Origin of the sequence: Streptomyces sp. NPDC048506, from assembly GCF_040651315.1 — a bacterium.
GTDB lineage: Bacteria > Actinomycetota > Actinomycetes > Streptomycetales > Streptomycetaceae > Streptomyces.
Genome location: NZ_JBEZIX010000028.1, coordinates 60387 through 81178, shown reverse-complemented (window position 1 = coordinate 81178; position 20792 = coordinate 60387). Strand labels below are relative to the sequence as shown.

The 20792-nt window shown below is 74.2% G+C and carries 16 protein-coding genes and 1 pseudogene; 13 read left to right on the top strand and 4 right to left on the bottom strand.

Annotation, left to right across the window (positions count from 1 at the left end):
• Positions 1–86: 86 nt before the first annotated feature.
• Positions 87–1067, top strand: a complete 981-nt coding sequence (locus AB0C96_RS23170) for a LysR family transcriptional regulator (protein WP_362919600.1) — start codon at positions 87–89, stop codon at positions 1065–1067.
• Positions 1068–1133: 66 nt separating this feature from the next.
• Here AB0C96_RS23170 and AB0C96_RS23165 read toward each other — a convergent pair whose 3' ends face one another.
• Positions 1134–3212, bottom strand: a complete 2079-nt coding sequence (locus AB0C96_RS23165) for an asparagine synthase-related protein (RefSeq protein WP_362919598.1) — start codon at positions 3210–3212, stop codon at positions 1134–1136.
• 343 nt (positions 3213–3555) lie between these two features.
• Between AB0C96_RS23165 and AB0C96_RS23160 the strand changes: the two genes are divergently transcribed.
• Both AB0C96_RS23160 and AB0C96_RS23155 read left to right on the top strand, forming a co-directional pair.
• Positions 3556–4998, top strand: a complete 1443-nt coding sequence (locus AB0C96_RS23160; RefSeq protein WP_362919597.1) for a nitrate/nitrite transporter — start codon at positions 3556–3558, stop codon at positions 4996–4998.
• Positions 4999–5256: 258 nt separating this feature from the next.
• Positions 5257–6447 (top strand): uroporphyrinogen-III synthase, encoded by a 1191-nt coding sequence (locus AB0C96_RS23155; protein ID WP_362919596.1) that lies wholly within the window; start codon positions 5257–5259, stop codon positions 6445–6447.
• A gap of 21 nt (positions 6448–6468) precedes the next feature.
• Here the strand turns inward: AB0C96_RS23155 and AB0C96_RS23150 are convergent.
• Positions 6469–7092 (bottom strand): annotated as a pseudogene (locus AB0C96_RS23150) (class I SAM-dependent methyltransferase); the annotation flags it as partial.
• A gap of 278 nt (positions 7093–7370) precedes the next feature.
• Between AB0C96_RS23150 and AB0C96_RS23145 the strand changes: the two are divergent.
• From AB0C96_RS23145 to AB0C96_RS23120, 6 genes are all read left to right on the top strand, one after another.
• Positions 7371–8081 carry an ABATE domain-containing protein gene (locus AB0C96_RS23145; protein WP_362919595.1) on the top strand — a complete coding sequence of 237 codons (711 nt, stop codon included), beginning with the start codon at positions 7371–7373 and terminating at the stop codon, positions 8079–8081.
• 110 nt (positions 8082–8191) lie between these two features.
• Positions 8192–8722 carry a sigma-70 family RNA polymerase sigma factor gene (locus tag AB0C96_RS23140; RefSeq protein WP_362919594.1) on the top strand — a complete coding sequence of 177 codons (531 nt, stop codon included), beginning with the start codon at positions 8192–8194 and terminating at the stop codon, positions 8720–8722.
• Positions 8719–9465 (top strand): zf-HC2 domain-containing protein, encoded by a 747-nt coding sequence (locus AB0C96_RS23135; protein WP_362919593.1) that lies wholly within the window; start codon positions 8719–8721, stop codon positions 9463–9465. Before AB0C96_RS23140 ends, AB0C96_RS23135 begins: the two co-directional genes overlap by 4 nt.
• Positions 9466–9629: 164 nt before the next feature.
• Positions 9630–12176 (top strand): UvrD-helicase domain-containing protein, encoded by a 2547-nt coding sequence (locus tag AB0C96_RS23130; RefSeq protein ID WP_362919592.1) that lies wholly within the window; start codon positions 9630–9632, stop codon positions 12174–12176.
• A gap of 405 nt (positions 12177–12581) precedes the next feature.
• Positions 12582–14015 (top strand): NAD-dependent malic enzyme, encoded by a 1434-nt coding sequence (locus AB0C96_RS23125; protein WP_362919591.1) that lies wholly within the window; start codon positions 12582–12584, stop codon positions 14013–14015.
• A 333-nt stretch (positions 14016–14348) separates the two neighbouring features.
• The gene (locus tag AB0C96_RS23120; protein WP_006605312.1) at positions 14349–14630 is read left to right on the top strand and encodes an HU family DNA-binding protein; all 282 of its coding nucleotides are present in this window, start codon (positions 14349–14351) and stop codon (positions 14628–14630) included.
• Between the two features lie 343 nt (positions 14631–14973).
• Here the strand turns inward: AB0C96_RS23120 and murA are convergent, their stop codons facing one another.
• Positions 14974–16320, bottom strand: coding sequence for a UDP-N-acetylglucosamine 1-carboxyvinyltransferase (murA, locus tag AB0C96_RS23115; RefSeq protein ID WP_362919590.1), 1347 nt, complete (start codon positions 16318–16320; stop codon positions 14974–14976).
• Between the two features lie 315 nt (positions 16321–16635).
• On the opposite strand from murA, the gene AB0C96_RS23110 reads away from it, so the two are divergent.
• Positions 16636–17307 carry a YqgE/AlgH family protein gene (locus tag AB0C96_RS23110; protein ID WP_362919589.1) on the top strand — a complete coding sequence of 224 codons (672 nt, stop codon included), beginning with the start codon at positions 16636–16638 and terminating at the stop codon, positions 17305–17307.
• A 161-nt stretch (positions 17308–17468) separates the two neighbouring features.
• On the top strand, positions 17469–18149 hold the full coding sequence (locus tag AB0C96_RS23105; protein WP_362919588.1) for a hypothetical protein: 681 nt from the start codon (positions 17469–17471) through the stop codon (positions 18147–18149).
• Positions 18150–18197: 48 nt separating this feature from the next.
• Here the strand turns inward: AB0C96_RS23105 and AB0C96_RS23100 are convergent, their stop codons facing one another.
• The gene (locus AB0C96_RS23100; RefSeq protein WP_362919587.1) at positions 18198–19124 is read right to left on the bottom strand and encodes a LysR family transcriptional regulator; all 927 of its coding nucleotides are present in this window, start codon (positions 19122–19124) and stop codon (positions 18198–18200) included.
• A 133-nt stretch (positions 19125–19257) separates the two neighbouring features.
• Between AB0C96_RS23100 and AB0C96_RS23095 the strand changes: the two genes are divergently transcribed.
• Both AB0C96_RS23095 and AB0C96_RS23090 read left to right on the top strand, forming a co-directional pair.
• The gene (locus AB0C96_RS23095) at positions 19258–20511 is read left to right on the top strand and encodes an MFS transporter (RefSeq protein ID WP_362919632.1); all 1254 of its coding nucleotides are present in this window, start codon (positions 19258–19260) and stop codon (positions 20509–20511) included.
• Positions 20498–20791, top strand: a complete 294-nt coding sequence (locus tag AB0C96_RS23090) for a DUF3039 domain-containing protein (RefSeq protein ID WP_362919586.1) — start codon at positions 20498–20500, stop codon at positions 20789–20791. The genes AB0C96_RS23095 and AB0C96_RS23090 overlap by 14 nt, the downstream gene beginning before the upstream one ends.
• Position 20792 lies beyond the last annotated feature (1 nt).

Sequence of the window (20792 nt, the reverse complement as noted above, 5' to 3'; positions counted from 1 at the left end):
CCAACACCTGATCAGCACCCTTTCACGCAACTGTGTTGTGAATGCGGGGCGGTGGCCGGGGCCGGGGGCGCTGCCAGGATGGCCGCATGCCGTTCGATATCGATCCGCGTCTGCTCCGGGCGTTCACCGCCGCCGCCGAGGAACTGCACTTCACCCGCGCCGCGGCCCGGCTCTACGTCGCCCAGCAGGCGCTGAGCCGCGATATCCGGCGGCTGGAGCGGGAGTTGGGCAGCGCACTGTTCGTACGGACCACCCGCCAGGTCGCCCTGACGGCGGACGGCGAGCGGCTGCTGCCGCACGCCCGGCGGGTGCTGGCCGCGCACGAGGAGCTGGCCGCGGCCTTCCGGCCGGCACCGGAGCGGCCGCTGCTGGTCGACGTCGGGGCGCCGGTCGGTACCGGGCACCGGGTGCTGGAGGTGGCCCGCGGCCGGGTGCCGGACAGCTGTGAGCTGGTCGCCCGCTTCCACAGCGGGCTGACCGGCGCGGCGGCCGAGCTGGCGGACGGGCGGCTCGATGTGTCCTTCGGCCGGTACGCGGGCCTGCCGCCCGCGGTCCGGGCCGGCCTGGACCACCAGCCGGTCCGGCTGGAGCCGATGGCGGTGCTGCTGGCCGCGGACCATCCGATGGCGGCGCGGTCCGCGGTCCCGCTGGCGGCGCTGGCCGGCGAGACGCTCTACGCGGGGGCCGGGAATCCGCGGACCGCGGAGTGGACGGAGCTGGCGGCGCGGCTCTTCGAGGGGCGCGGAATCGCGATGGCCGAGCCGTTCCCGGAGATCGAGGGCGCGCAGGAGTTCATACGGGTGGTGCGGAAGCGGGGGTGGTCGGTGCTGGCGAGCGTGGAGTTCATCGAGGTGCCGGGGATGGTGCTGCGGCCGGTAGTGGATCCCGTGCCGCTGTCGCCGGTGTCGATGGTGTGGCGGCGTGGGCTGCGGCATCCCGGGCTGGCCGCGCTGCGCTCGGTGGCCCGCGAACTCGCCCGGCAGGACGGGTGGTTGACCGTACCGGACGGCGGCTGGCTGCCGCCGGAGGACGCCTGTGCGATGGGGGTGGCCGGGCGGGCGGGGTAGCGCCTCGGGGCGCCCGCGCCGGGTGCGCGTCACCGGGCGGTGCGGGCGCGGCGCGGGGCCGGGCGGTCAGGTGGGCACCAGCCGGGGGCCGGCGGTGGTGGTGAGCGGGACGGCCGGTGCGGGGACGTCGGTGGGGGCTAGGGCGCGGAGCCAGTACTCGGTGGCCAGCGTGGGGTCCAGGCCGCGCACGGCGTGCGGGTGCGGCCGGCGGGACGTCAGGTGCTGCCGGAGCACCTCGGGGTGGATCAGGCCGCGTTCGGCGAGGAGGGAGTCGTCGCAGAGCGCGGACAGGTCGCCGCGGTGGGTGCGCAGGCCGGAGTGGACCTCGGCGGTGAGCTCGGGTGCGGCGCCGCGGCCCAGCACGCCGTCGGGGACGATGCCGTGCAGGGCGCGGGTCAGCAGGGGTTGGTGGACGCCGGCCCGGGTGCGGTCGGCGAGGTGGAGGGCGAGCGCCGCCTCGATGACGGCGTCGTCCAGGAACGGCGCCTCGCAGCCGACGTGGTACGGGGCGGTGAGGGCGTCGGTGCCGCGGACGGTCTCCCCGGCGTGGACGGCGGCGCGGAGGGCTTCGTGCTGGGAGCGCAGCGGTGCGAACGGCTCGGGCCGCTCGGCGGCGGCCTCGCGCAGCAGCCGGCGGACGGTGGCGACGGCGTCCGGGTGGGTCCAGGGCGGCAGGCCCGGGACGGTCTCCCAGTCGGCGCCGGCGCTGCGGGGGCCGGTGCCGGCGGCCACGTGGCGGGTGCAGCCGGCCAGCCACTGCGGGTAGGACCGGCCGCCGAAGAGGGTGCCCAGGGTGTCGGGGGCGGTCCAGCGGCACAGGTGGTGGGCGGTCCAGGCGCGCCGGGCCGCGGTGTACGGGGCCCGGCGGGCGAGGGAGTTGAGGGCCACCGGGCGGTGGGCGAACAGCTCGTCGCCGCCGATGCCGACCAGATGCAGCCGGGAGCCGTGCTCGGCGACGAGACGGGACCGGTGCAGGATCCGGGCGGCCTCGCGGATGACGGCGAGCGGGGCGGCCGGGTCGGCGGGGCCGGTGTGGACGGGGTGCGTGGGCGGGGTGTACCAGGTGGGGACGTCGGTGTACGGCAGGGGCAGGTGCGCTCCGCCGGGCGGCGGGGGCGGCTCGTCGGCCGCGACCCTGCCGCGGCGCCTGCTCCTGCGGGTGCCCTTGCCGGCGCCCGGGACCGTGGGGGTGCCCGGGCCGGGGCCGGCGGAGCGGGTGCGCTGCCGGTCCGCGGCGAGCAGGTGGGCCGCGCTGCGGGCGCTCCACAGTGCGTCCTCGGGGCCGGCGTCGCGGTGCGTCCAGGAGGTGGTGATCAGCCGGACGTCCTGTCGGGCGGCGAGGAAGCACAGGCCGGTGGAGCCGGTGCTCCCGGAGAGGTCGGCGCTCAGCGTGCCGCGGCCCTCGCCCCGGTCGCCGTGGATCCCGGCCTGTCGCCGTGCGCGCTGGGCGCGGGCCGCCATCGCGTTGGTCAGGGCCCGGCGGACGGTCTCCGCGGCGTGCTCCAGCGGGACCTCCGGCTCCGGTGCCTGCCACCAACGGGCAAGGGAGTGGCGGCCGTTGGCGTAGAGGGTGAGGTGGTGGCCCGGGGGGACCGCGGGCACCGAGCGCCAGAGCGGGCGCAGGGCGAGGGGCAGCGGGGCGTACGGGAACAGCAGGCGCAGCGCCAGTGCTTCCTCGTCGACGGAGCCGCTGCCGGGGGTGCCGAGCGGCAGCCCGGCGAGGGCCGCCGCGCGGGTGAGCGCCGCCAGGTCCTGGGGGCGGTTGCCGGCGACGGTGACGCCGCCGGTGCGGGTGTGGTGGATCTGGCGGACCGTTGCGAGGTCGCCCCGGCAGCGCAGGTCGCCGTCGACGGCGGTCAGCAGGAAGTGGCTGCCGGGGATCCGGCGGGCGCGCTCGCCGATGCCGTCGAGGTGGCCCGGGCCGTGCAGCAGCCGGGCCAGCGAGTCGCCGGTCGCGGCGGCGGTGCCGAGCAGCACCGCGCGGCGTGGTCCGGCCTCGGCGGTCAGGGCCTCGTCGGGGGACCAGTGGCCGGTGATCCAGGGGCGGCCCGAGGGGTGGTGGAGGGTGCGGCGGGACGGGCTCGCCGGCAGGCAGCGGGTGAGCGCGTCGGTCGCGGGGTGATCGGGGAAGACGAGGAAGTCCACGGGGGGGTACCACTCCACTCGGGGTGTGAGGGCGGGACGGGCGGGTGCGGCGGGAACGCCATGTCCGACACGATCCGTACCGAGACCCTCACGCTGTGCATGTGATCGCCATGCTGGCAGTGTCCACGACAAGGTGGCATTGCCTCGAAGGAGTGGTTCCGGGGGCGCGTGGGGTTCCTCGGCGCGGCCCCGCACGGCGCGTACGCCGGTGCACCCGCGATCGCTCACGTATCCTCCGCGCGCCTCGTGAGCGCAAGGTTTCGCAGCGGTGACCTCCCGCCACGGCACCGAAACCCGCCGTCCCTAGCTTCGGGAAGGACGACCCGACCCCCTGGGAGGCGCGATGACGGCCGAGGCCACGGCAGGCACCCGAAGCGACAGTCCTGGCGACACCCCCACCGAAGGCCGCCCCCGGCGGGGCGGGCGGTGGATCGAGCACTGGGCGCCGGAGGACGAGACGTTCTGGCGGGAGACCGGAGAACGGGTCGCCCGCCGGAACCTGGCGTTCTCCGTGCTCTCCGAGCACATCGGCTTCTCCATCTGGAGCCTGTGGTCGGTGATGGTCCTGTTCATGGGGCCGGAGTACGGGATCGACCCGGCCGGGAAGTTCTTCCTGGTGGCGATGCCGACGCTGGTGGGCGCGGTACTGCGGGTCCCCTACACCTTCGCGGTGGCGCTGTTCGGCGGGCGCAACTGGACGGTGCTCAGCGCGCTGCTGCTGCTGGTGCCGACCGGGGCGGCCGCGCTGGTGATGCACCCGGGCACCTCGTACACCACGTTCCTGGCGGTGGCGATGCTGGCGGGGGTCGGCGGCGGGAACTTCGCCTCGTCGATGACGAACATCAACTCCTTCTTCCCGCTGCGGAAGAAAGGGTACGCACTGGGCCTGAACGCCGGCGGCGGGAACATCGGGGTGCCGGTGATCCAGCTGCTGGGGCTGCTGGTCATCGGGGTGGCCGGGGCCGCCCGTCCGCGGATCGTGCTGGCCGTCTACGTGCCGCTGATCGTGCTCGCGGCGGTGCTCGCGGCCCTGTTCATGGACAACCTCGCGCCGGTCAGCAACGACACCGGCGCGGCCCGGGACGCCGCCCGGCAGCCGCACACCTGGGTGATGTCGCTGCTGTACGTCGGCACGTTCGGGTCGTTCATCGGCTACAGCTTCGCCTTCGGCCTGGTCCTCCAGAACCAGTTCGCCCGTACGCCCCTCCAGGCGGCCTCGTTGACCTTCATCGGCCCGCTGCTCGGGTCGCTGATCCGGCCGGTCGGCGGGCGGCTGGCCGACCGGTTCGGCGGCGCCCGGATCACGCTGGCGAACTTCGCGGCGATGGCGCTGGCCACCGGCGTGGTGATCTACGCGTCGGCGGCGAAGTCGCTGCCGGTGTTCCTCGTCGGGTTCATCGCGCTGTTCGTGCTGTCCGGGCTCGGCAACGGCTCCACGTACAAGATGATCCCGGGCATCTTCCAGGCCCAGGCGGTGCGCCGCGGACTGGCCGGGGAGGCCGCCGCGGCGTACGGACGGCGACTGTCGGGCGCGGCGATGGGCCTGATCGGGGCGGTGGGCGCGCTCGGCGGGCTGGCCATCAACCTCGCCTTCCGCCAGGCGTTCCTGACGACCGGCTCGGGTACTCCGGCCTTCGTCTCCTTCCTGGTCTGCTACGGCGTGTGCGGCGCGGTGACCTGGGCGGTATACCTGCGGCCGGTGGCGCGCGGGCGGCGTTCGGTGCCGGCGGCGACCGGCGCGGCGGCCGCCGACGGGGAGCGGCGGCCGGTCTACGCGGAGGTGTGAGACCGGCGGGGCAGGGGCGGCGGCCGCGTCCGGGGCCGCCGCGGGCCCGTGTCCGGGCCGCCGGCACCGGGCCGGGCCGGGCGGCGTGCGGGTGGCCGTCCGGGCCGCCCCGCGCCGCCGGCGTAACCGCGGGGAAATACTGGAGGACCGGGCCTGTCACGTGGCGTTGGCAGCCTGGGCACCTTGGCACCCGTGTCGCCCGAGCCGCGGCGGCCGGGCGACGGGCAGCACAACCACTCTGGGCGGAGCGGGACGACCATGCACGATCAGCAGCAGGACCACGGCGAACACCAGCGGACCGAGCCGGAAACGGGGCCGGCCCTCCGACCGCTGGACGGGTTCACCGTCGGCGTGACCGCGGCCCGGCGGGCGGAGGAGCTGGGGGCGCTGCTGGAGCGGCGCGGCGCCCAGGTGGTGCACGCGCCCGCGCTGCGCATCGTCCCGCTCCCGGACGACACCGAGCTGCTCGCGGTGACCCGCGGCCTGATCGACGACGCCCCCGACGTCGTCGTCGCCACCACCGCCATCGGCTTCCGCGGCTGGATAGAGGCCGCGGAGGGCTGGGGGCTCGGCGAGGCCCTGCTGGACCGGCTGGCGGGGGTGGAGCTGTTGGCGCGCGGGCCGAAGGTGCGCGGCGCCATCCGGGCCGCCGGGCTGACCGAGAAGTGGTCACCGGCCTCCGAGTCGATGGCCGAGGTGCTGGACCGGCTGCTGGCCGGGGACGTGGCCGGGCGCCGGGTGGCCGTACAGCTGCACGGGGAGCCGCTGCCGGGGTTCGTGGAGGCGCTGCGGGCCGGTGGCGCCGAGGTCGTCGGCGTGCCCGTGTACCGCTGGATGCCGCCGGAGGACATCGGCCCGGTCGACCGGCTGCTGGACGCGGTGACCTCGGGCGGCCTGGACGCGGTGACGTTCACCAGCGCCCCGGCCGCCGCCTCCCTGCTCCGCCGGGCCGAGGAGCGCGGCCTCCGGGACGGGCTGCTGGCGGCGCTGCGCAGCGAGGTGCTGCCGGTGTGCGTGGGCCCGGTGACCGCGCTGCCGCTGGAGGCCGAGGACGTCCCCACGCTCCAGCCGGAGCGCTTCCGGCTCGGGCCGCTGGTGCAGCTGCTGTGCCGTGAACTCCCGGGACGGGCACGGTCGTTGCCGGTGGCCGGCCGACGGCTGGAGATCCGCGGGCACGCCGTCGTGGTGGACGGCGAGCTGCGGCCGGTGCCGCCGGCCGGGATGGCGCTGCTGCGCTTGCTGGCCCGCCGCCCCGGCTGGGTGGTCTCCCGCGCCGAGCTGCTGCGCGCACTGCCCGGGGCGGGCCGGGACGAGCATGCGGTGGAGACCGCGATGGCCCGGCTGCGGGTGGCGCTGGGCGCGCCCAAGCTGATCCAGACGGTCGTCAAGCGCGGGTACCGGCTGTCGCTGGATCCGCATGCGGACACCGACAAGTACGGGGCGGCGTGAGCCCCTGGGCGGGCCGGCGGCTCACGCCGGGTTGTCGACCCGGATCTTGGACTGGCCGTGCGGGCGGCTCTCCCAGTCGTCCATGAAGCGCGCCTGTAGTCCGTGCCGGCGGGCCAGTCGCAGCAGGGTCTCGGTGCGGTAGTAGAAGTCCTCGCGCAGCACCTGGTGCTCGGTGCCCTCGGTGCGGTCGAAGGTGAAGTCGAAGAAGCCGCCGGGGGCCAGCACCCGGCCGACGTGGGCGAGGCACTCGTCGATCACCTCGATCGGCGAGTGCGAGAAGACGCTGTGGGCGTGCACGACGTCGAAGTGCCCGGCCGGCAGGAAGTCCAGCTTCAGGTCCTGGGTGATCGTCAAGTGCGGCAGTTTGTCCTGGAGTTCGTACGTGGTCAGGGTCTGCTTGGCGGAGATCAGGATGTCCGGCGAGATGTCGATGCCGTAGTAGTTGCCGGCGTCCAGGTGGGCGATGAAGCGCCAGCCGGCCCGGAGGTTGCCGCAGCCGATGTCCAGCATCCGGTGGCCGGGCTTCAGCCCGTGCTCCGTCAAGTAGGCGAACTGCATCTCGCCCAGCGCCAGCCAGCGCTGGTGGCTGCGGCTGCCGACCGCGGCCTCGGGGTCGCGGCTGGTGTCGGAGGCCATCACCGCCCGGTTGCCCGAGGGCGTACGGCGGACGGCGGGCCGGGCGTGCGGGCCCCGAGCCGTCGTGTCGCGGACTATACATCAGATGTATACGCGCAGTGTGTACTTGGTGTGTCCACGTGCGGTGCATGCGTGCCGCCGACCCCTCGCCCACCGCGGGGCGCGGTCGCTGCCGGAGGGTTCCGGCCGGCCCGTGCGCCGGGCACTCTGGGAGCACACGCGTGGTGGGGTTCCCGGGGCCTTTCCGACCCTGACCCATCGGACAGGCCCTAAGGAGTGACAGGCACATGGCAGCGCCTTGCGACCTGCGGTTCGACTGTGGGCGGATCTGCCTGGACCTGGTGGCCACCGCGGGCGGCGTGCCCGCCGAACGGCTCACCGGACCCGGGCAGTTGGCGGCCTGGCTGGTCGGCGCGGGGCTGGTGCCGCACGGGGCGCCGCTGGACGGCGTCGACGGCCGCTGGGTCGCACGCTTCCAGGCGCTGCGCGAACTGCTGCGCCGGGTGGTGCACGACGAACTGCGTCACCGGGCGGCCGACGCCGACCTGGCCGAGCTCAACTCCGCGGCGGCGGCCGGGCAGCCGCCCGCCCCGCGCGCGGTGCGCACCGCCGACGGCACCCTGGCCCGCGCCCTGTCCGCCCCGCCCGACTGCGCCGGGCTGCTGGCCGCGGTGGCCCGGGACGCGGTCGGGCTGCTGACCGACGCGGTGGCGCGGGGGCAGCTGCGGGAGTGCGCGGGGGAGCGCTGCCGGGTGGTCTATCTGGACACCTCGCGCGGCCGGCGCCGCCGTTGGTGCTCCAGCGAGGTGTGCGGCAACCGCGAGCGGGTGGCGCGCCACCGCAGGCGGACCCGGAAGGGCGCCGGTGGCGCGCCCGACGGGGGCGCCACCGCGGCACCCGTCGCCCCGGCCGCCGCCACCACCCTCGCCGTCCCCGCGGCACCCGCGGCACCCGCGGCACCCGCGGCACCCGCGAAAAATTCTCCGGCCGGCGGGTGAACACCCGGTCCGTCCTGTGCGTACTCCTCACCGCAAGTCCGATTCATGGCCAGGGTCCCGGCGTTCTCGGGTGATCCGCGCTATCGACCCGGGAGTTGGAGTGCGTAAGGATGCACGTCGTGGCAGACAGGACGACACCTGACGAGGAGCTCATGCGAGCTCTCTATGACGAGCACGCGGGCCCGCTCCTCGCCTTCGTCCTGCGACTGGTGGCGGGGGACCGGCACCGCGCGGAGGACGTGGTGCAGGAGACCCTGGTGCGTGCCTGGCGCAACGCCGACCAGCTACAGCGCGCCACCGGCTCGATCCGCCCGTGGCTGGTGACCGTCGCCCGACGGATCGTGATCGACGGACACCGCAGCCGGAAGGCCCGCCCCCAGGAGGTCGACCCGACGCCCCTGGAGACGATGCCCGCCGCCGACGTGATCGACCGGGCGTTGCGGACGATGACGATCTCCGAGGCGCTCGGCGATCTGAGCCAGGCCCACCGAGACGCCCTCGTCGAGACGTACTTCAAGGAGCGTACGGTCAACGAGGCAGCGGAGGTGCTGCGCGTACCGGCCGGAACCGTACGGTCCCGGGTCTTCTACGCGCTGCGCTCCCTGAAGCTCTCGCTCGAAGAACGAGGAGTGACGGAGTGACCCCGCCCACGCAGCCGGACCGGCACACCGACGTCGGCGCCTATGCGCTGGGCGTCCTGGACGCCGCCGACGCGGAACGGTTCGAGGTGCACCTGGTCGGCTGCGACCGGTGTGCGGCCGAGCTGGAGGAGCTGATGGGCCTGACGCCGGCGCTGGCCGAGTTCAAGGCGTCCGCCCCCACCCCGGAGGCGATCACCGCCGTCCCGAGCCGCGCGCTGCTCGACGGAGTGCTCGACGAGGTCGCCGCAACCCGCCGCGGACGCGCCCGGCGCCGGCTGTTCCTGGTCGCCGCCGCCGTCGTGCTGATCGTCGGCGGGCCGCTCGCCGCCGTCTCCCTCACGGGCGGGGCGGACGGCACGCCGCCGGCCGCCCCGCCGCTGGCGAGCGCCGTCCGCGCCCAGTACGCCGAGGGCGAGAAGGTCAGCTCCGTCGACCCGGTCACCAAGGTCTCGGCCGGCGTCTCCATGGCGCCCCGGACCTGGGGCACCCAGGTCGTCCTCGAACTCGCCAACGTCAAGGGACCGCTCGCCTGCGACCTGGTCGCGGTCGGCAAGGACGGAAGGCGGCAGACCGTCACCACCTGGGCCGTCCCCGAGGGCGGCTACGGCATTCCGGGCGGCGCCACCAAGTGGAACCGCGAACCCCTCTACGCGGCCGGCGGCGCGGCGCTGGACCGCGCCGACATCGACCACTTCGAGATCAGCACCCTGGAGGGCAGGCGACTGGCCACGGTGAAGGTCTGAGACGGCCGAAGAGCGCGTTCTCGGACGCCCGAAGTAAAGGGAAGTAAAGGACTGCATCAACATCCGACCGATTCCGCCCGAGTTTGTCCCTCTCACCAGGTGCGCATGGTGCCCGGTTCGCGTACGGTTGACGGCTGCCCTACGCACAGCAGAAGGGGGCCTGGGTGGCCGCGCACAACGCCACGCACGCACCGGACCACGCACCGGATTCCGTTCGCGACCGTGAGATCGAGGCCGAGCAGACGCACCTGGACCGCGTCTACCGGCGCCTTGAGGAGAAGATCCACGAGGCCGAGTTCCTGATGGACGACGCCGCCAAGCGGGGCCAGGTCGGCACGCCCGGCGCGCTCGCCGAGCGGGACGCCCAGGTCTTCCAGGCCGGCGTCCACCTCCACCGGCTGAACTCCGAGTACGAGGACTTCCTCTTCGGCCGGATCGACCTGCTCCTGGGCAAGGACGGCAAGAAGGGCCCGGACGGCGCCTACACCTCCGTCGAGCCCGCCGAAGGAGCCATCGAGAACAACCGCGCCGCGATCGCCGAGACGCTGCACATCGGCCGCCTCGGCGTCCTCGACGCGGACTACTCCCCGCTGGTCATCGACTGGCGGGCACCGGCGGCCGCGCCCTTCTACCGCGCCACCCCGGTCGCCCCCGGCCGGGTCGTCCGCCGCCGGGTGATCCGCTCCAAGGGCCGCCGGGTCCTCGGCGTCGAGGACGACCTGATGCGCCCGGAGGTCACCGCCACGCTCGACGGCGAGGAGCTGCCGGCGGTCGGCGACGGCGCGCTGATGGCGGCGCTCGGCCGGGCCCGCAGCCACACCATGCGGGACATCGTCGCCTCCATCCAGGCCGAGCAGGACATGGTGATCCGGGCCCCCGCCGCCTCCGTCACAGAAGTCGAGGGCGGACCCGGCACGGGCAAGACCGCGGTCGCCCTGCACCGCGCCGCCTACCTCCTCTACCAGGACCGTCGGCGCTACGCGGGCGGCATCCTGATCGTCTCCCCGACGCCGCTGCTGGTCGCCTACACCGAGGGCGTGCTGCCCTCGCTCGGCGAGGAGGGCCAGGTCGCCATCCGCGCGCTGGGCTCGCTGGTCGACGGCGCCGAGGCGACCGCCTACGACCCGCCGGCGGTGGCCCGCGTCAAGGGCTCCTCGCGGATGCAGAAGCTGCTGCGCAAGGCGGCCCGCGGGGCGCTGGAGCTGGCGGCGCCGGGCCCGGCCGGGCCGGAGCGGGAAGCCGCCGGGCCGGGCGCCGGCCAGGACGCCCAGCTGTCCCTGGAGGACCTCTTCGCCGCCGCGCCGGCCCCCGCGCCCGAGGACCGGGCCGGCCGCCGGACCCGCTCCAGGACCCCGCGGCCCGCCCCCGCCGCGCCCGCCCGGCTGCGAGTCGTCGCGTTCGGCTCGCGCATCGAGCTGGACGCCGACGCCCTGCACGCCATCCGGCAGTCGGCGCTCGGCGGCACCGCCCCGGTCAACCTGCTCCGCCCGCGCGCCCGCCGGCTGATCCTCGACGCCCTGTGGAGCGCCTCGGGCGCCGGCCGCCGCTACACCGACCCCGAGCTGGCCGCCGAGGCCCGCCAGGGCTTCGACGAGGACATCACCACCGAGCCCGAGTTCCAGGCCTTCCTGGACGCCTGGTGGCCCGAGCTGAACCCGCGCGGGGTGCTGGCCGCGATGGCCGACGAACGGCGGCTGGGCCGCTGGGCCCGCCGGATCCTCAACCCCCGCGAGGTGCGCCAACTGGCCCGCTCCCTGGGCCGGTTGGACGCGTCCGGCCACGGCCCGCTGTCGGTGCACGACATCGCGCTGCTGGACGAGCTCCAGCAGATCCTCGGCGCCCCGATGCGCCCGGCCCGCCCGCGCGAGGCCGACCCGCTCGACCAGCTGACCGGTCTGGAGGAGCTGACGACCTACGCGGACCGCAACGGCGGCGGCCGCAGCCGCCGGGAACGGCTGGACGAGGAGCGCACCGACTACGCCCATGTCATCGTCGACGAGGCGCAGGACCTGACGCCGATGCAGTGGCGCATGGTCGGCCGCCGCGGTCGGCACGCCACCTGGACCGTCGTCGGCGACCCGGCGCAGTCCTCCTGGTCCGACCCGGACGAGGCCGCGCTCGCCCGTGACGAGGCGCTCGGCACCCGCCCGCGCCGCCGGTTCACGCTCACCGTGAACTACCGCAACCCCGCGGAGATCGCCGAGCTGGCCGCCAGGGTCCTGGCGCTGGCGATGCCCGGCATGGTGTCGCCGAAGGCGGTCCGCTCGACGGGACTGGAGCCGCGCTTCGCGTTCGCCGCTGACGGCGCCGGGCCCGCGGCCGGCTCCGCCGCCGGTTCTGCGGCTGGTTCTGTGGCCGGCTCCCGCGGCGATGGCGCGCTGGCGCGGGCCACGGTCGCCGAGGCCGAGCGGCTGCTGGGCGAGGTGGACGGCACGGTCGGCGTCGTGGTGGCCATGAACCGCCGTGAGCAGGCCCGCCGTTGGCTCGCCCCGCTCGGGGACCGGGTGGTGGCGCTGGGCTCCCTGGAGGCCAAGGGCCTGGAGTACGACGCCACGCTGGTGGTCTCGCCGGCCGAGATCGCCGACGAGTCGCCGGCCGGGCTGCGGGTGCTCTATGTGGCGCTGACCCGGGCCACCCAGCAGCTGACGGTGCTGTCCGCCGAACGGGACGAGCCGGACGCGGCCGGGGTGCCCGACCTGTTGCGGGACTGAGCCCGCCGGGCCGACCGCCGTCCGGGGGGTCCTGAAATCCGTCCCCCGCGACGGGATTCGCTTCCGGAGATGGTTTGTTAGCCTGGGTGACGGCACCGGCTCGATCCAAGCCCCCGGGCCCAACCATCGTCGCTACGAGCGACCACTTGCCGCGAGGCGAGCATGGCGGGTCGGTGTCATAGCCCTGAGAGGCCCACGTCACCACGTGACGTGGGCCTCTTTGCTTGGCTGATCAATTCTCGTATGGTGGAAGAAGATTTCCGAAGTCGATGCCTGCTGGTGAACACAACGTTCGCAATCCCGGGCGGCTACCACGTACTCAGGGGTAGGTGCGACGATCGGACGGCACAACGCTGTGACAAGCAGCGAAACACAGCGAAACGGTGAAAGCAGAGGAAGTCGGCCATGGCAACGGCGCCCAGCGTCTCCTACTCGATGACGGTCCGGCTGGAGGTGCCCGCGAGTGGAACCGCGGTCTCCCAGCTCACCACGGCCGTCGAGTCCAACGGAGGCTCGGTGACCGGCCTCGACGTCACCGCGTCCGGACACGAAAAGCTCCGCATCGACGTCACCATCGCGGCCACCTCGACCGCGCACGCCAACGAGATCGTCGAGCAGCTCCGCACCATCGAGGGCGTCTCGCTCGGCAAGGTCTCCGACCGTACGTTCCTGATGCACCTCGGCGGCAAGATCGAGATGTCGTCGAAGCACCCCATCCGCAACCGTGACGACCTGTCCATGGTCTACACCCCCGGTGTCGCCCGGGTCTGCCAGGCCATCGCCGACAACCCCGAGGACGCCCGCCGGCTGACCATCAAACGCAACAGCGTCGCGGTCGTCACCGACGGCTCCGCCGTCCTCGGTCTCGGCAACATCGGTCCCAAGGCCGCCCTGCCCGTCATGGAGGGCAAGGCGGCCCTCTTCAAGCGCTTCGCTGGCATCGACGCCTGGCCGCTCTGCCTGGACACCCAGGACACCGACGCGATCGTGGAGATCGTCAAGGCCATCGCCCCCGGCTTCGCCGGCATCAACCTGGAGGACATCTCCGCCCCCCGCTGCTTCGAGATCGAGGCGCGGCTGCGCGAGGCCCTGGACATCCCGGTCTTCCACGACGACCAGCACGGCACCGCCATCGTGGTGCTCGCCGCCCTCACCAACGCGCTGCGGGTCGTCGGCAAGAAGATCGAGGACGTCCGGGTCGTGATGTCCGGCGCCGGTGCGGCCGGTACCGCCATCCTCAAGCTGCTGCTGGCCGCCGGCGTCCGGCACGCCGTCGTCGCCGACATCCACGGTGTGGTGCACGCCGCCCGGGCCGACCTGGTCGACGCCGACCCGGACTCGGCGCTGCGCTGGATCGCCGACAACACCAACCCCGAGGGCGTCACCGGCACCCTGCGGGAGGCCGTGGTCGGCGCGGACGTCTTCATCGGCGTCTCCGCGCCCAACGTCCTCGACGGCGACGACGTGGCGAAGATGGCCGACGGTGCGATCGTGTTCGCACTCGCCAACCCCGACCCGGAGGTCGACCCGGCCGTCGCCCGGCAGACCGCCGCCGTCGTGGCCACCGGCCGCTCCGACTTCCCCAACCAGATCAACAACGTCCTGGTGTTCCCCGGCGTCTTCCGCGGCCTCCTGGACGCCCACTCCCGTACGGTGAACACCGAGATGATGCTGGCCGCGGCCCGCGCTCTCGCGGACGTCGTCCTGGAGGACGAGGTCAACCCGAACTACATCATCCCCAGCGTCTTCAACGAGAAGGTCGCGGGCGCGGTGGCCGGAGCGGTCCGGGCGGCGGCCAAGGACAGCGAGCCGACTGTGACGGCCGCCACGGCGGTCTGAGTACGGCGCGTCGCGAGACACGCCCTTGTTGGGGGCCCCATAGGGTGGCGGACAGTATGTGGCCGCCGTCTTCTGGGGTCGGTACGGAGCGGGACGGGCACGGAGCGTCACCACGAGGAGTCAGTGGCGCTTTTCGTGTGACCCTGCTGGGTGCCGGATTGGCTTTACCGCCGCAGGTAGGGGCAGGATGCGTAACCGGGCGAGAGGGTCTGGCACCAGACCTGGGTCCGGAGAGTGTCCGAGGACCCTGGCAGCATCGGCTTCGCTGTGCCCTACATGCGGCTAATGCCGCGTGGCACGCCTCATTGGCAAGAAGAACACGGGAGTACAAACATGAACCGCAGTGAGCTGGTGGCCGCTCTGGCCGATCGCGCCGAGGTGACCCGCAAGGACGCCGACGCCGTTCTGGCCGCCCTCGCCGAGGTGACCGGCGAGGTCGTCGCCAAGGGCGACGAGAAGGTCACCATCCCCGGCTTCCTCACCTTCGAGCGCACCCACCGTGCCGCTCGCACCGCGCGCAACCCGCAGACCGGCGACCCGATCCAGATCCCGGCCGGCTACAGCGTGAAGGTCTCCGCGGGCTCCAAGCTCAAGGAAGCCGCCAAGGGCAAGTAAGACCCTCAGCACGACGTGACAGGGCGGCCATCCCCTCCAGGGGTGGCCGCCTTTTCGTGTCCCCGGCCGGGCGTCGTCCCCGGGCCACCACGGCCGTGCAGGCCCGGGTGTGAGGCCCGGGAGTCCGGGACCTCGGCGGACCCCGCCCGGCGCGGCAGCGGCGGCCTCAGGGGTCTCCCGGGCGGCCGTGGGCGCGGACTCCTGCCGGCCGATCGGGGTGGCGGCGCGCAGGAGGCCGGGCACGGTCGTGCCGGGCGAGCGGCGCGACCGTGCCCGGGGCGCACCAAGGGGCGGCCACCCGGACCGGGTGGCCGCCCCTTCGTGGGCCGGCTGCGGCGCCGCGTCAGTTGCTCAGCGCGCCGTTGGGCAGCTCCACCTTGCCGCCCAGTTCCACGAGCTTCGCCATGAAGTTCTCGTAGCCGCGGTTGATCAGGTCGATGCCGTGCACCCGGGAGGTGCCCTGCGCCGCCAGCGCCGCGATCAGGTACGAGAACCCGCCGCGCAGGTCGGGGATGACCAGGTCGGCGCCCTGGAGCTTGGTCGGGCCGCTGACGACCGCGGAGTGCAGGAAGTTGCGCTGGCCGAAGCGGCAGGCGGAGCCGCCCAGGCACTCGCGGTAGAGCTGGATGTGCGCGCCCATCTGGTTGAGCGCGGAGGTGAAGCCGAGCCGGGACTCGTAGACCGTCTCGTGGACGATGGACAGGCCCGAGGCCTGGGTGAGGGCGACCACCAGGGGCTGCTGCCAGTCGGTCTGGAAACCGGGGTGGACGTCGGTCTCCAGCGCGATGGCGTTGAGCGAGCCGCCCGGGTGCCAGAAGCGGATGCCCTCGTCGTCGATCTCGAAGGCGCCGCCGACCTTGCGGAAGGTGTTGAGGAAGGTCATCATCGACCGCTGCTGTGCGCCGCGGACGTAGATGTTGCCCTCGGTGGCCAGCGCCGCGGACGCCCAGGAGGCGGCCTCCAGGCGGTCCGGAAGGGCCCGGTGGGTGTAGCCGTTGAGCTTGTCGACACCGGTGATCCGGATCGTCCGGTCGGTGTCCATGGAGATGATCGCGCCCATTTTCTGGAGCACGCAGATCAGGTCCTCGATCTCCGGCTCCACGGCGGCGTTCGACAGCTCGGTGACGCCCTCGGCCAGGACGGCCGTCAGCAGCACCTGCTCGGTCGAGCCGACCGACGGGTACGGCAGGCGGATCTTGGTGCCGCGCAGCCGCTGCGGGGCCTCCAGGTACTGGCCGTCGTCGCGCTTCTCGATCTTCGCGCCGAACTGGCGCAGCACGTCGAAGTGGAAGTCCACCGGCCGGCCGCCGATGTCACAGCCGCCCAGGCCGGGGATGAAGGCGTGGCCGAGGCGGTGCAGCAGCGGGCCGCAGAACAGGATCGGGATCCGCGAGGAGCCGGCGTGCGCGTCGATGTCGGCGACGTTGGCGCTCTCCACGTGCGACGGGTCGAGGACCAGCTCGCCGGGCTCGTCACCGGGGCGGACCGTGACGCCGTGCAGCTGCAGCAGTCCGCGCACCACGCGCACGTCGCGGATGTCGGGCACGTTGCGCAGCCGGCTGGGTCCGCTGCCGAGCAGGGCGGCGACCATGGCCTTCGGCACAAGGTTCTTCGCACCGCGAACCCGGATCTCGCCCTCCAGCGGGGTGCCGCCGTGGACAAGCAGTACGTCGTCAGTAGAGACGGTCATGGATCTCGCGTTCCTGGAGACGGGCAGGGCCAAGCTGAAATGGTAAGGGCGGCCGAGGGGGTCTCCGTAGGCCCGTGCAGTCCCTGGGCATGTAATGGCTCTGTCACAACACGCTCGGCTACGATCCGCCTTTGATCCGTAATCGCCTTTTGGGGGAATTGGTGTGAATTGCCCCGAAGGGTCGTTCAGTGACCTGAACGGCCCCGCGGTGTTCCTCACGTGCGCCCGGGGCTGCCGCCGTACGCCCTGCCCTGCTCTCGCACGGGATCGGGCGTTGACTCCCCGCTTCGGGCAGAAGTGCGGGATCATGTGGCCATGACCGAGGTGTCCTCGCTCACAGGCCGGCTGCTCGTCGCGACGCCCGCGCTCGCCGATCCGAACTTCGACCGTGCGGTGGTGCTGCTCCTCGACCACGACGAGGAGGGCTCCCTCGGCGTGATCCTCAACCGCCCCACTCCGGTCGGCGTCGCCGACATCCTCGCGCCGTGGGCCGCGCTGGCCGGTGAGCCCGGGGTGGTCTTCCAGGGCGGCCCGGTCTCGCTGGACTCGGCGCTCGGGGTCGCCGTGGTGCCCGGTGGGCCGTCCGGTGAGAGCGGCATCCCGTCCGTGGAGGGCGGCGGCCGGTCCGGTGACGACGGCGACGGGACGGCGGGGGTGCAGGCCGCGGACCGGGCCGAGGTGGAGTCGGGTGACGAGCCGCTGGGCTGGCGCAGGGTGCACGGCGCGATCGGCCTGGTCGACCTGGAGGCCCCGCCGGAGCTCCTCGCCGCGGTGCTCGGCAGCCTGCGGATCTTCGCCGGGTACGCGGGCTGGGGGCCGGGCCAGCTGGAGGACGAGCTGGTGGAGGGGGCCTGGTACGTCGTCGAGTCCGAGCCCGGTGACGTCTCCTCGCCCGATCCCGAGCAGCTGTGGCGGGCGGTGCTGCGGCGGCAGCGCAACGAGCTGGCGATGGTGGCGACGTACCCGGACGACCCGTCGCTGAACTGAGCGGGGCGGGCCGGTCGAACGCCCGGAACTTCGTTGAGGCTTGGATTATTGTGACGGTCTCGTCATGGGGAATTGTCAGTCCCCGTCGCTATGGTGCGACGTGAGAGGGGACGGTGCGCGGACGCCCCGGCGGGCCGCGCTGGACAACGGGGGTGAGCGCCATGCACAGGCCGAGTGAGCCCGAGGATCTGGACCATCCGGAGCGGCTGTGGGCGCGCGCCGCGACGCTCGCGGTGGTGGCGGCCGCCGTGGACGACTGGGACGAATTCTCCTTCGGCGCCCACGGGTTGCAGTGCTGGAACGACGGCGGCGCGTACTGGTGGCGGCTGAAACTCTACGACGACGGCCGGGCGCTGCTGTGCGGCCAGGACTCGGACGGCAGTTACACGCACGACGGGGGCCGGCAGATCGACTTCCTGGCCGGCGGCCCCGCGTGGCTGCCCTGGGAGCGGCTGCGGCACGACGCCGAGGGCAACCTCTTCGGCTTCGTCTACTGGTGGCAGGACGGCTCCTGGGCCCGCGCGCCGTACCCGGAGAAGCTGCCGGACGACGGCCTGGCGATGGCGATGAGCTGGGTCGCGCCCGGCGACGCCGCGGTCGGGCGGATCGTCGACGACCTCGTGGCGCGCACCGAGACCGAGGTCGACGCCGCGCCCGCGGTCCGTGCCTTCCTCGCCGCCGCCCAGGCCCGCACGGTCGGCGCCCAGGACGTCACCGCGCTGCTGGGCGCGGTCTGCGACGAGGACTCCTGGTACGAGGTCCGGCCGGCGGCCGCGCTGGAGTTCGCGCAGACACTGGGCCTGACGGCCGGCGACCGCGGTGGGGTGGCGGTGACCTCGTAGGGCGCGGGTCGGCCCTACGAGGTCACCGCCACCCTGCGGCGGCGGTGGTCACCGGCCGCCGGGTGCGGCCGGCCCGCCCGGGCCCGCCTGGACACCCAGGGCGAAGAAGCGCTCGGCGAGCGGATGGGCGTCGCGCGCCGGCAGGGCCAGGTGGACCGGTACGGCGGGGGCGTTCTTCAGGCGGATGTAGCGGATGCCGGGGTGGGTGTGGCGCCGGGCCAGCGGTTCCGGGGCCACCCCGACGCCGTGCCCGGCGGCGACCGCCTCCAGCCATTCGTCCACGTTCCCCGCCGTGCAGGAGAGGTGGGGCCGCCACGCCGCGGGCCACAGCTCGGGCCGGGTGCTGCCGGTGACGGTGTTGACCACCAGCGGCAGTCCGGCCAGCTCGGTCCAGTCCAGCACCCGCCGGCCGGCCAGGGCCGAGACGGCGGCCGGCAGCCCGGGCGCGTGGCGGGGCAGGGCCGCGACCCGTGGCTCGTGCAGCAGCAGCGTGCTGCGCAGCCCGGCGTCCTCGGGGACCTCGCCGCGCAACACCACCACGTCCGACTCCCCGCTCTCCAGCCCGGCGAGCGGCGCATCCCGGCGCACCAGCCGCACGCCGGCACCGGTCGCCGCCTCGAAGGTCGCGGTGAGCGCGGTGCAGACGGCGGGCAGCAGCGAGGTGAAGCCCAGCCGCAGGAGCGCGGGCCCGTCGGGCGGGCGCAGCGCCGCGGTCAGCCGGGGGAGCAGCGGTGCCAGGTCGGCGTAGAGCCGCTGCCCGGCGTCGGTGAGCTCGACCCGGCGGGTCGTACGGTCCAGCAGCCGGGCGCCGAGCGCGGTCTCCAGCGCGCGGACGGTGCGGGTCAGCGCGGGCTGGCCGATCCGCAGCCGGTCCGCGGCATGGGTGAAGCTGCGCTCCTCCGCGACGGCGAGGAAGCCGCGCAGATGCCGCAGTGCCACGCCGTCGAGGGCGGCAGGGGGGCGCTCGTCATTCATGCCGACCCAGCATAAGTGCACCCCGTCGAGCATTTCCCGCGGGATCCGGAGACTCCCTACGGTTCCTTGGTCGGTTCCACCCGGGCGCCGGGCACACCGCCCGGCGCCCGGACGATCAGGGGAGTTGAGTGCGGTGCGCAAGGTCTGGCTGCTGACGCTGGGGGCGTTCACCCTCGGCCTGGACGCCTATGTGATGGCCGGATTGCTACCGGTCCTCGCGGCGGACATCGGCACCCGGGTGTCGCTGGCCGGCCAGTTGGTCACGGTCTTCACGCTGGCCTACGCGGTCTCGGCCCCGCTGGTCGCCGGCCTGTTCTCCGGCGCCCGGCCCCGGCTGCTGATCCTCGCCGCGCTGGCGGTCTTCACGCTCGGGAACGGCGCGACGGCGCTGGCCCCCTCGCTGGGCGCGCTGCTGGCCGCCCGGGCGGTCGCGGGCGCCGGGGCCGGGGTCTACTCGGCGCTGTCCACGGCGGCCGCCGCCGCCCTGGCGCCGGAGGGGCGGCGCGGCCGGGCGCTGGCGCTGGTGATGGGCGGGATGAGCGCGGGCACGGTGCTGGGCGTGCCGATCGGGGTGCTGCTGGCCGAACACACCGGCTGGCGGGCCACGATGTGGCTGCTCACCGGCCTCGGCGGGCTGGCGCTCACCGGTCTGGCGGTGCTGCTGCCACAGGTGCCGGCCGGTCCCGCGGTGCCGGTCCGTGCCCGGCTGGCGGCCCTCACGGACCGCGCGCTGGCCCCCGTCGTCGGGGTGTCCTTCCTCGCCGCGGTGGCCAGCCTCGGGCTGTACACCTACCTCGCGCCGGTGCTCGCCGCGGCGGGCGGTGTCGACGAGGTCGCCCCGTACCTGTGGGCGTGGGGCGTCGGTGGCGTGCTGGGCAGTCTGTTGGTCGGGCCGCTGGTGGACCGCAGCGGACCGTCCGGGCCGGGGCGCCCGACCGGGCGGACCCCGGCGGACCCCACGGGGCGGGCGGTGGACGGTGGGCGCCGGATCCGGGTGCTGGTCGGCGGGGTGCTGGTGGCGATCGTCGCGGCACAGGCGCTGCTGCCGTGGCTGGCCGGCACGGCGCTGCCGGGTGCGGTGGCCGCGCTGGTGGTGTGGGGCGCCGCGGGCTGGGCGCTCCAGGTGCCCCAGCAGCACCGGCTGCTCCGGCTGAGCGCACGGCGCGGCACGGTCGCCCTCGCCCTGAACAATTCGGCGCTCTATCTGGGCAGCGCGGTCGGCTCGGCGCTCGGCGGGCTGGCGCTCGGATCGGGGCTGGCCCCGTACGCGCTGCCGTGGGCGGCCGCCGGGGTGGCGGCGGTGGGCCTCCTGCTCCACGTGGTGGCGGGCCGACGCGCCCGGGTCGCCGCGGGCGTGAGTACCCTTGGCAGTTATGAGCACTGTTGAGCCCGAGCGCGGGGCAGGTACGGGCACCCTCGTAGAGCCGACGCCGCAGGTGTCGCACGGCGACGGCGACCACGAGCGCTTCGCCCACTACGTCCAGAAGGACAAGATCATGGCGAGCGCGCTCGACGGGACCCCCGTCGTGGCGCTCTGCGGCAAGGTGTGGGTGCCGGGCCGTGACCCGAAGAAGTACCCCGTGTGCCCCATGTGCAAGGAGATCTACGAGTCCATGGGCGCCGGCGGCGACAAGGACAAGGGCGGCAAGGGCGACGGCAAGAAGTAGC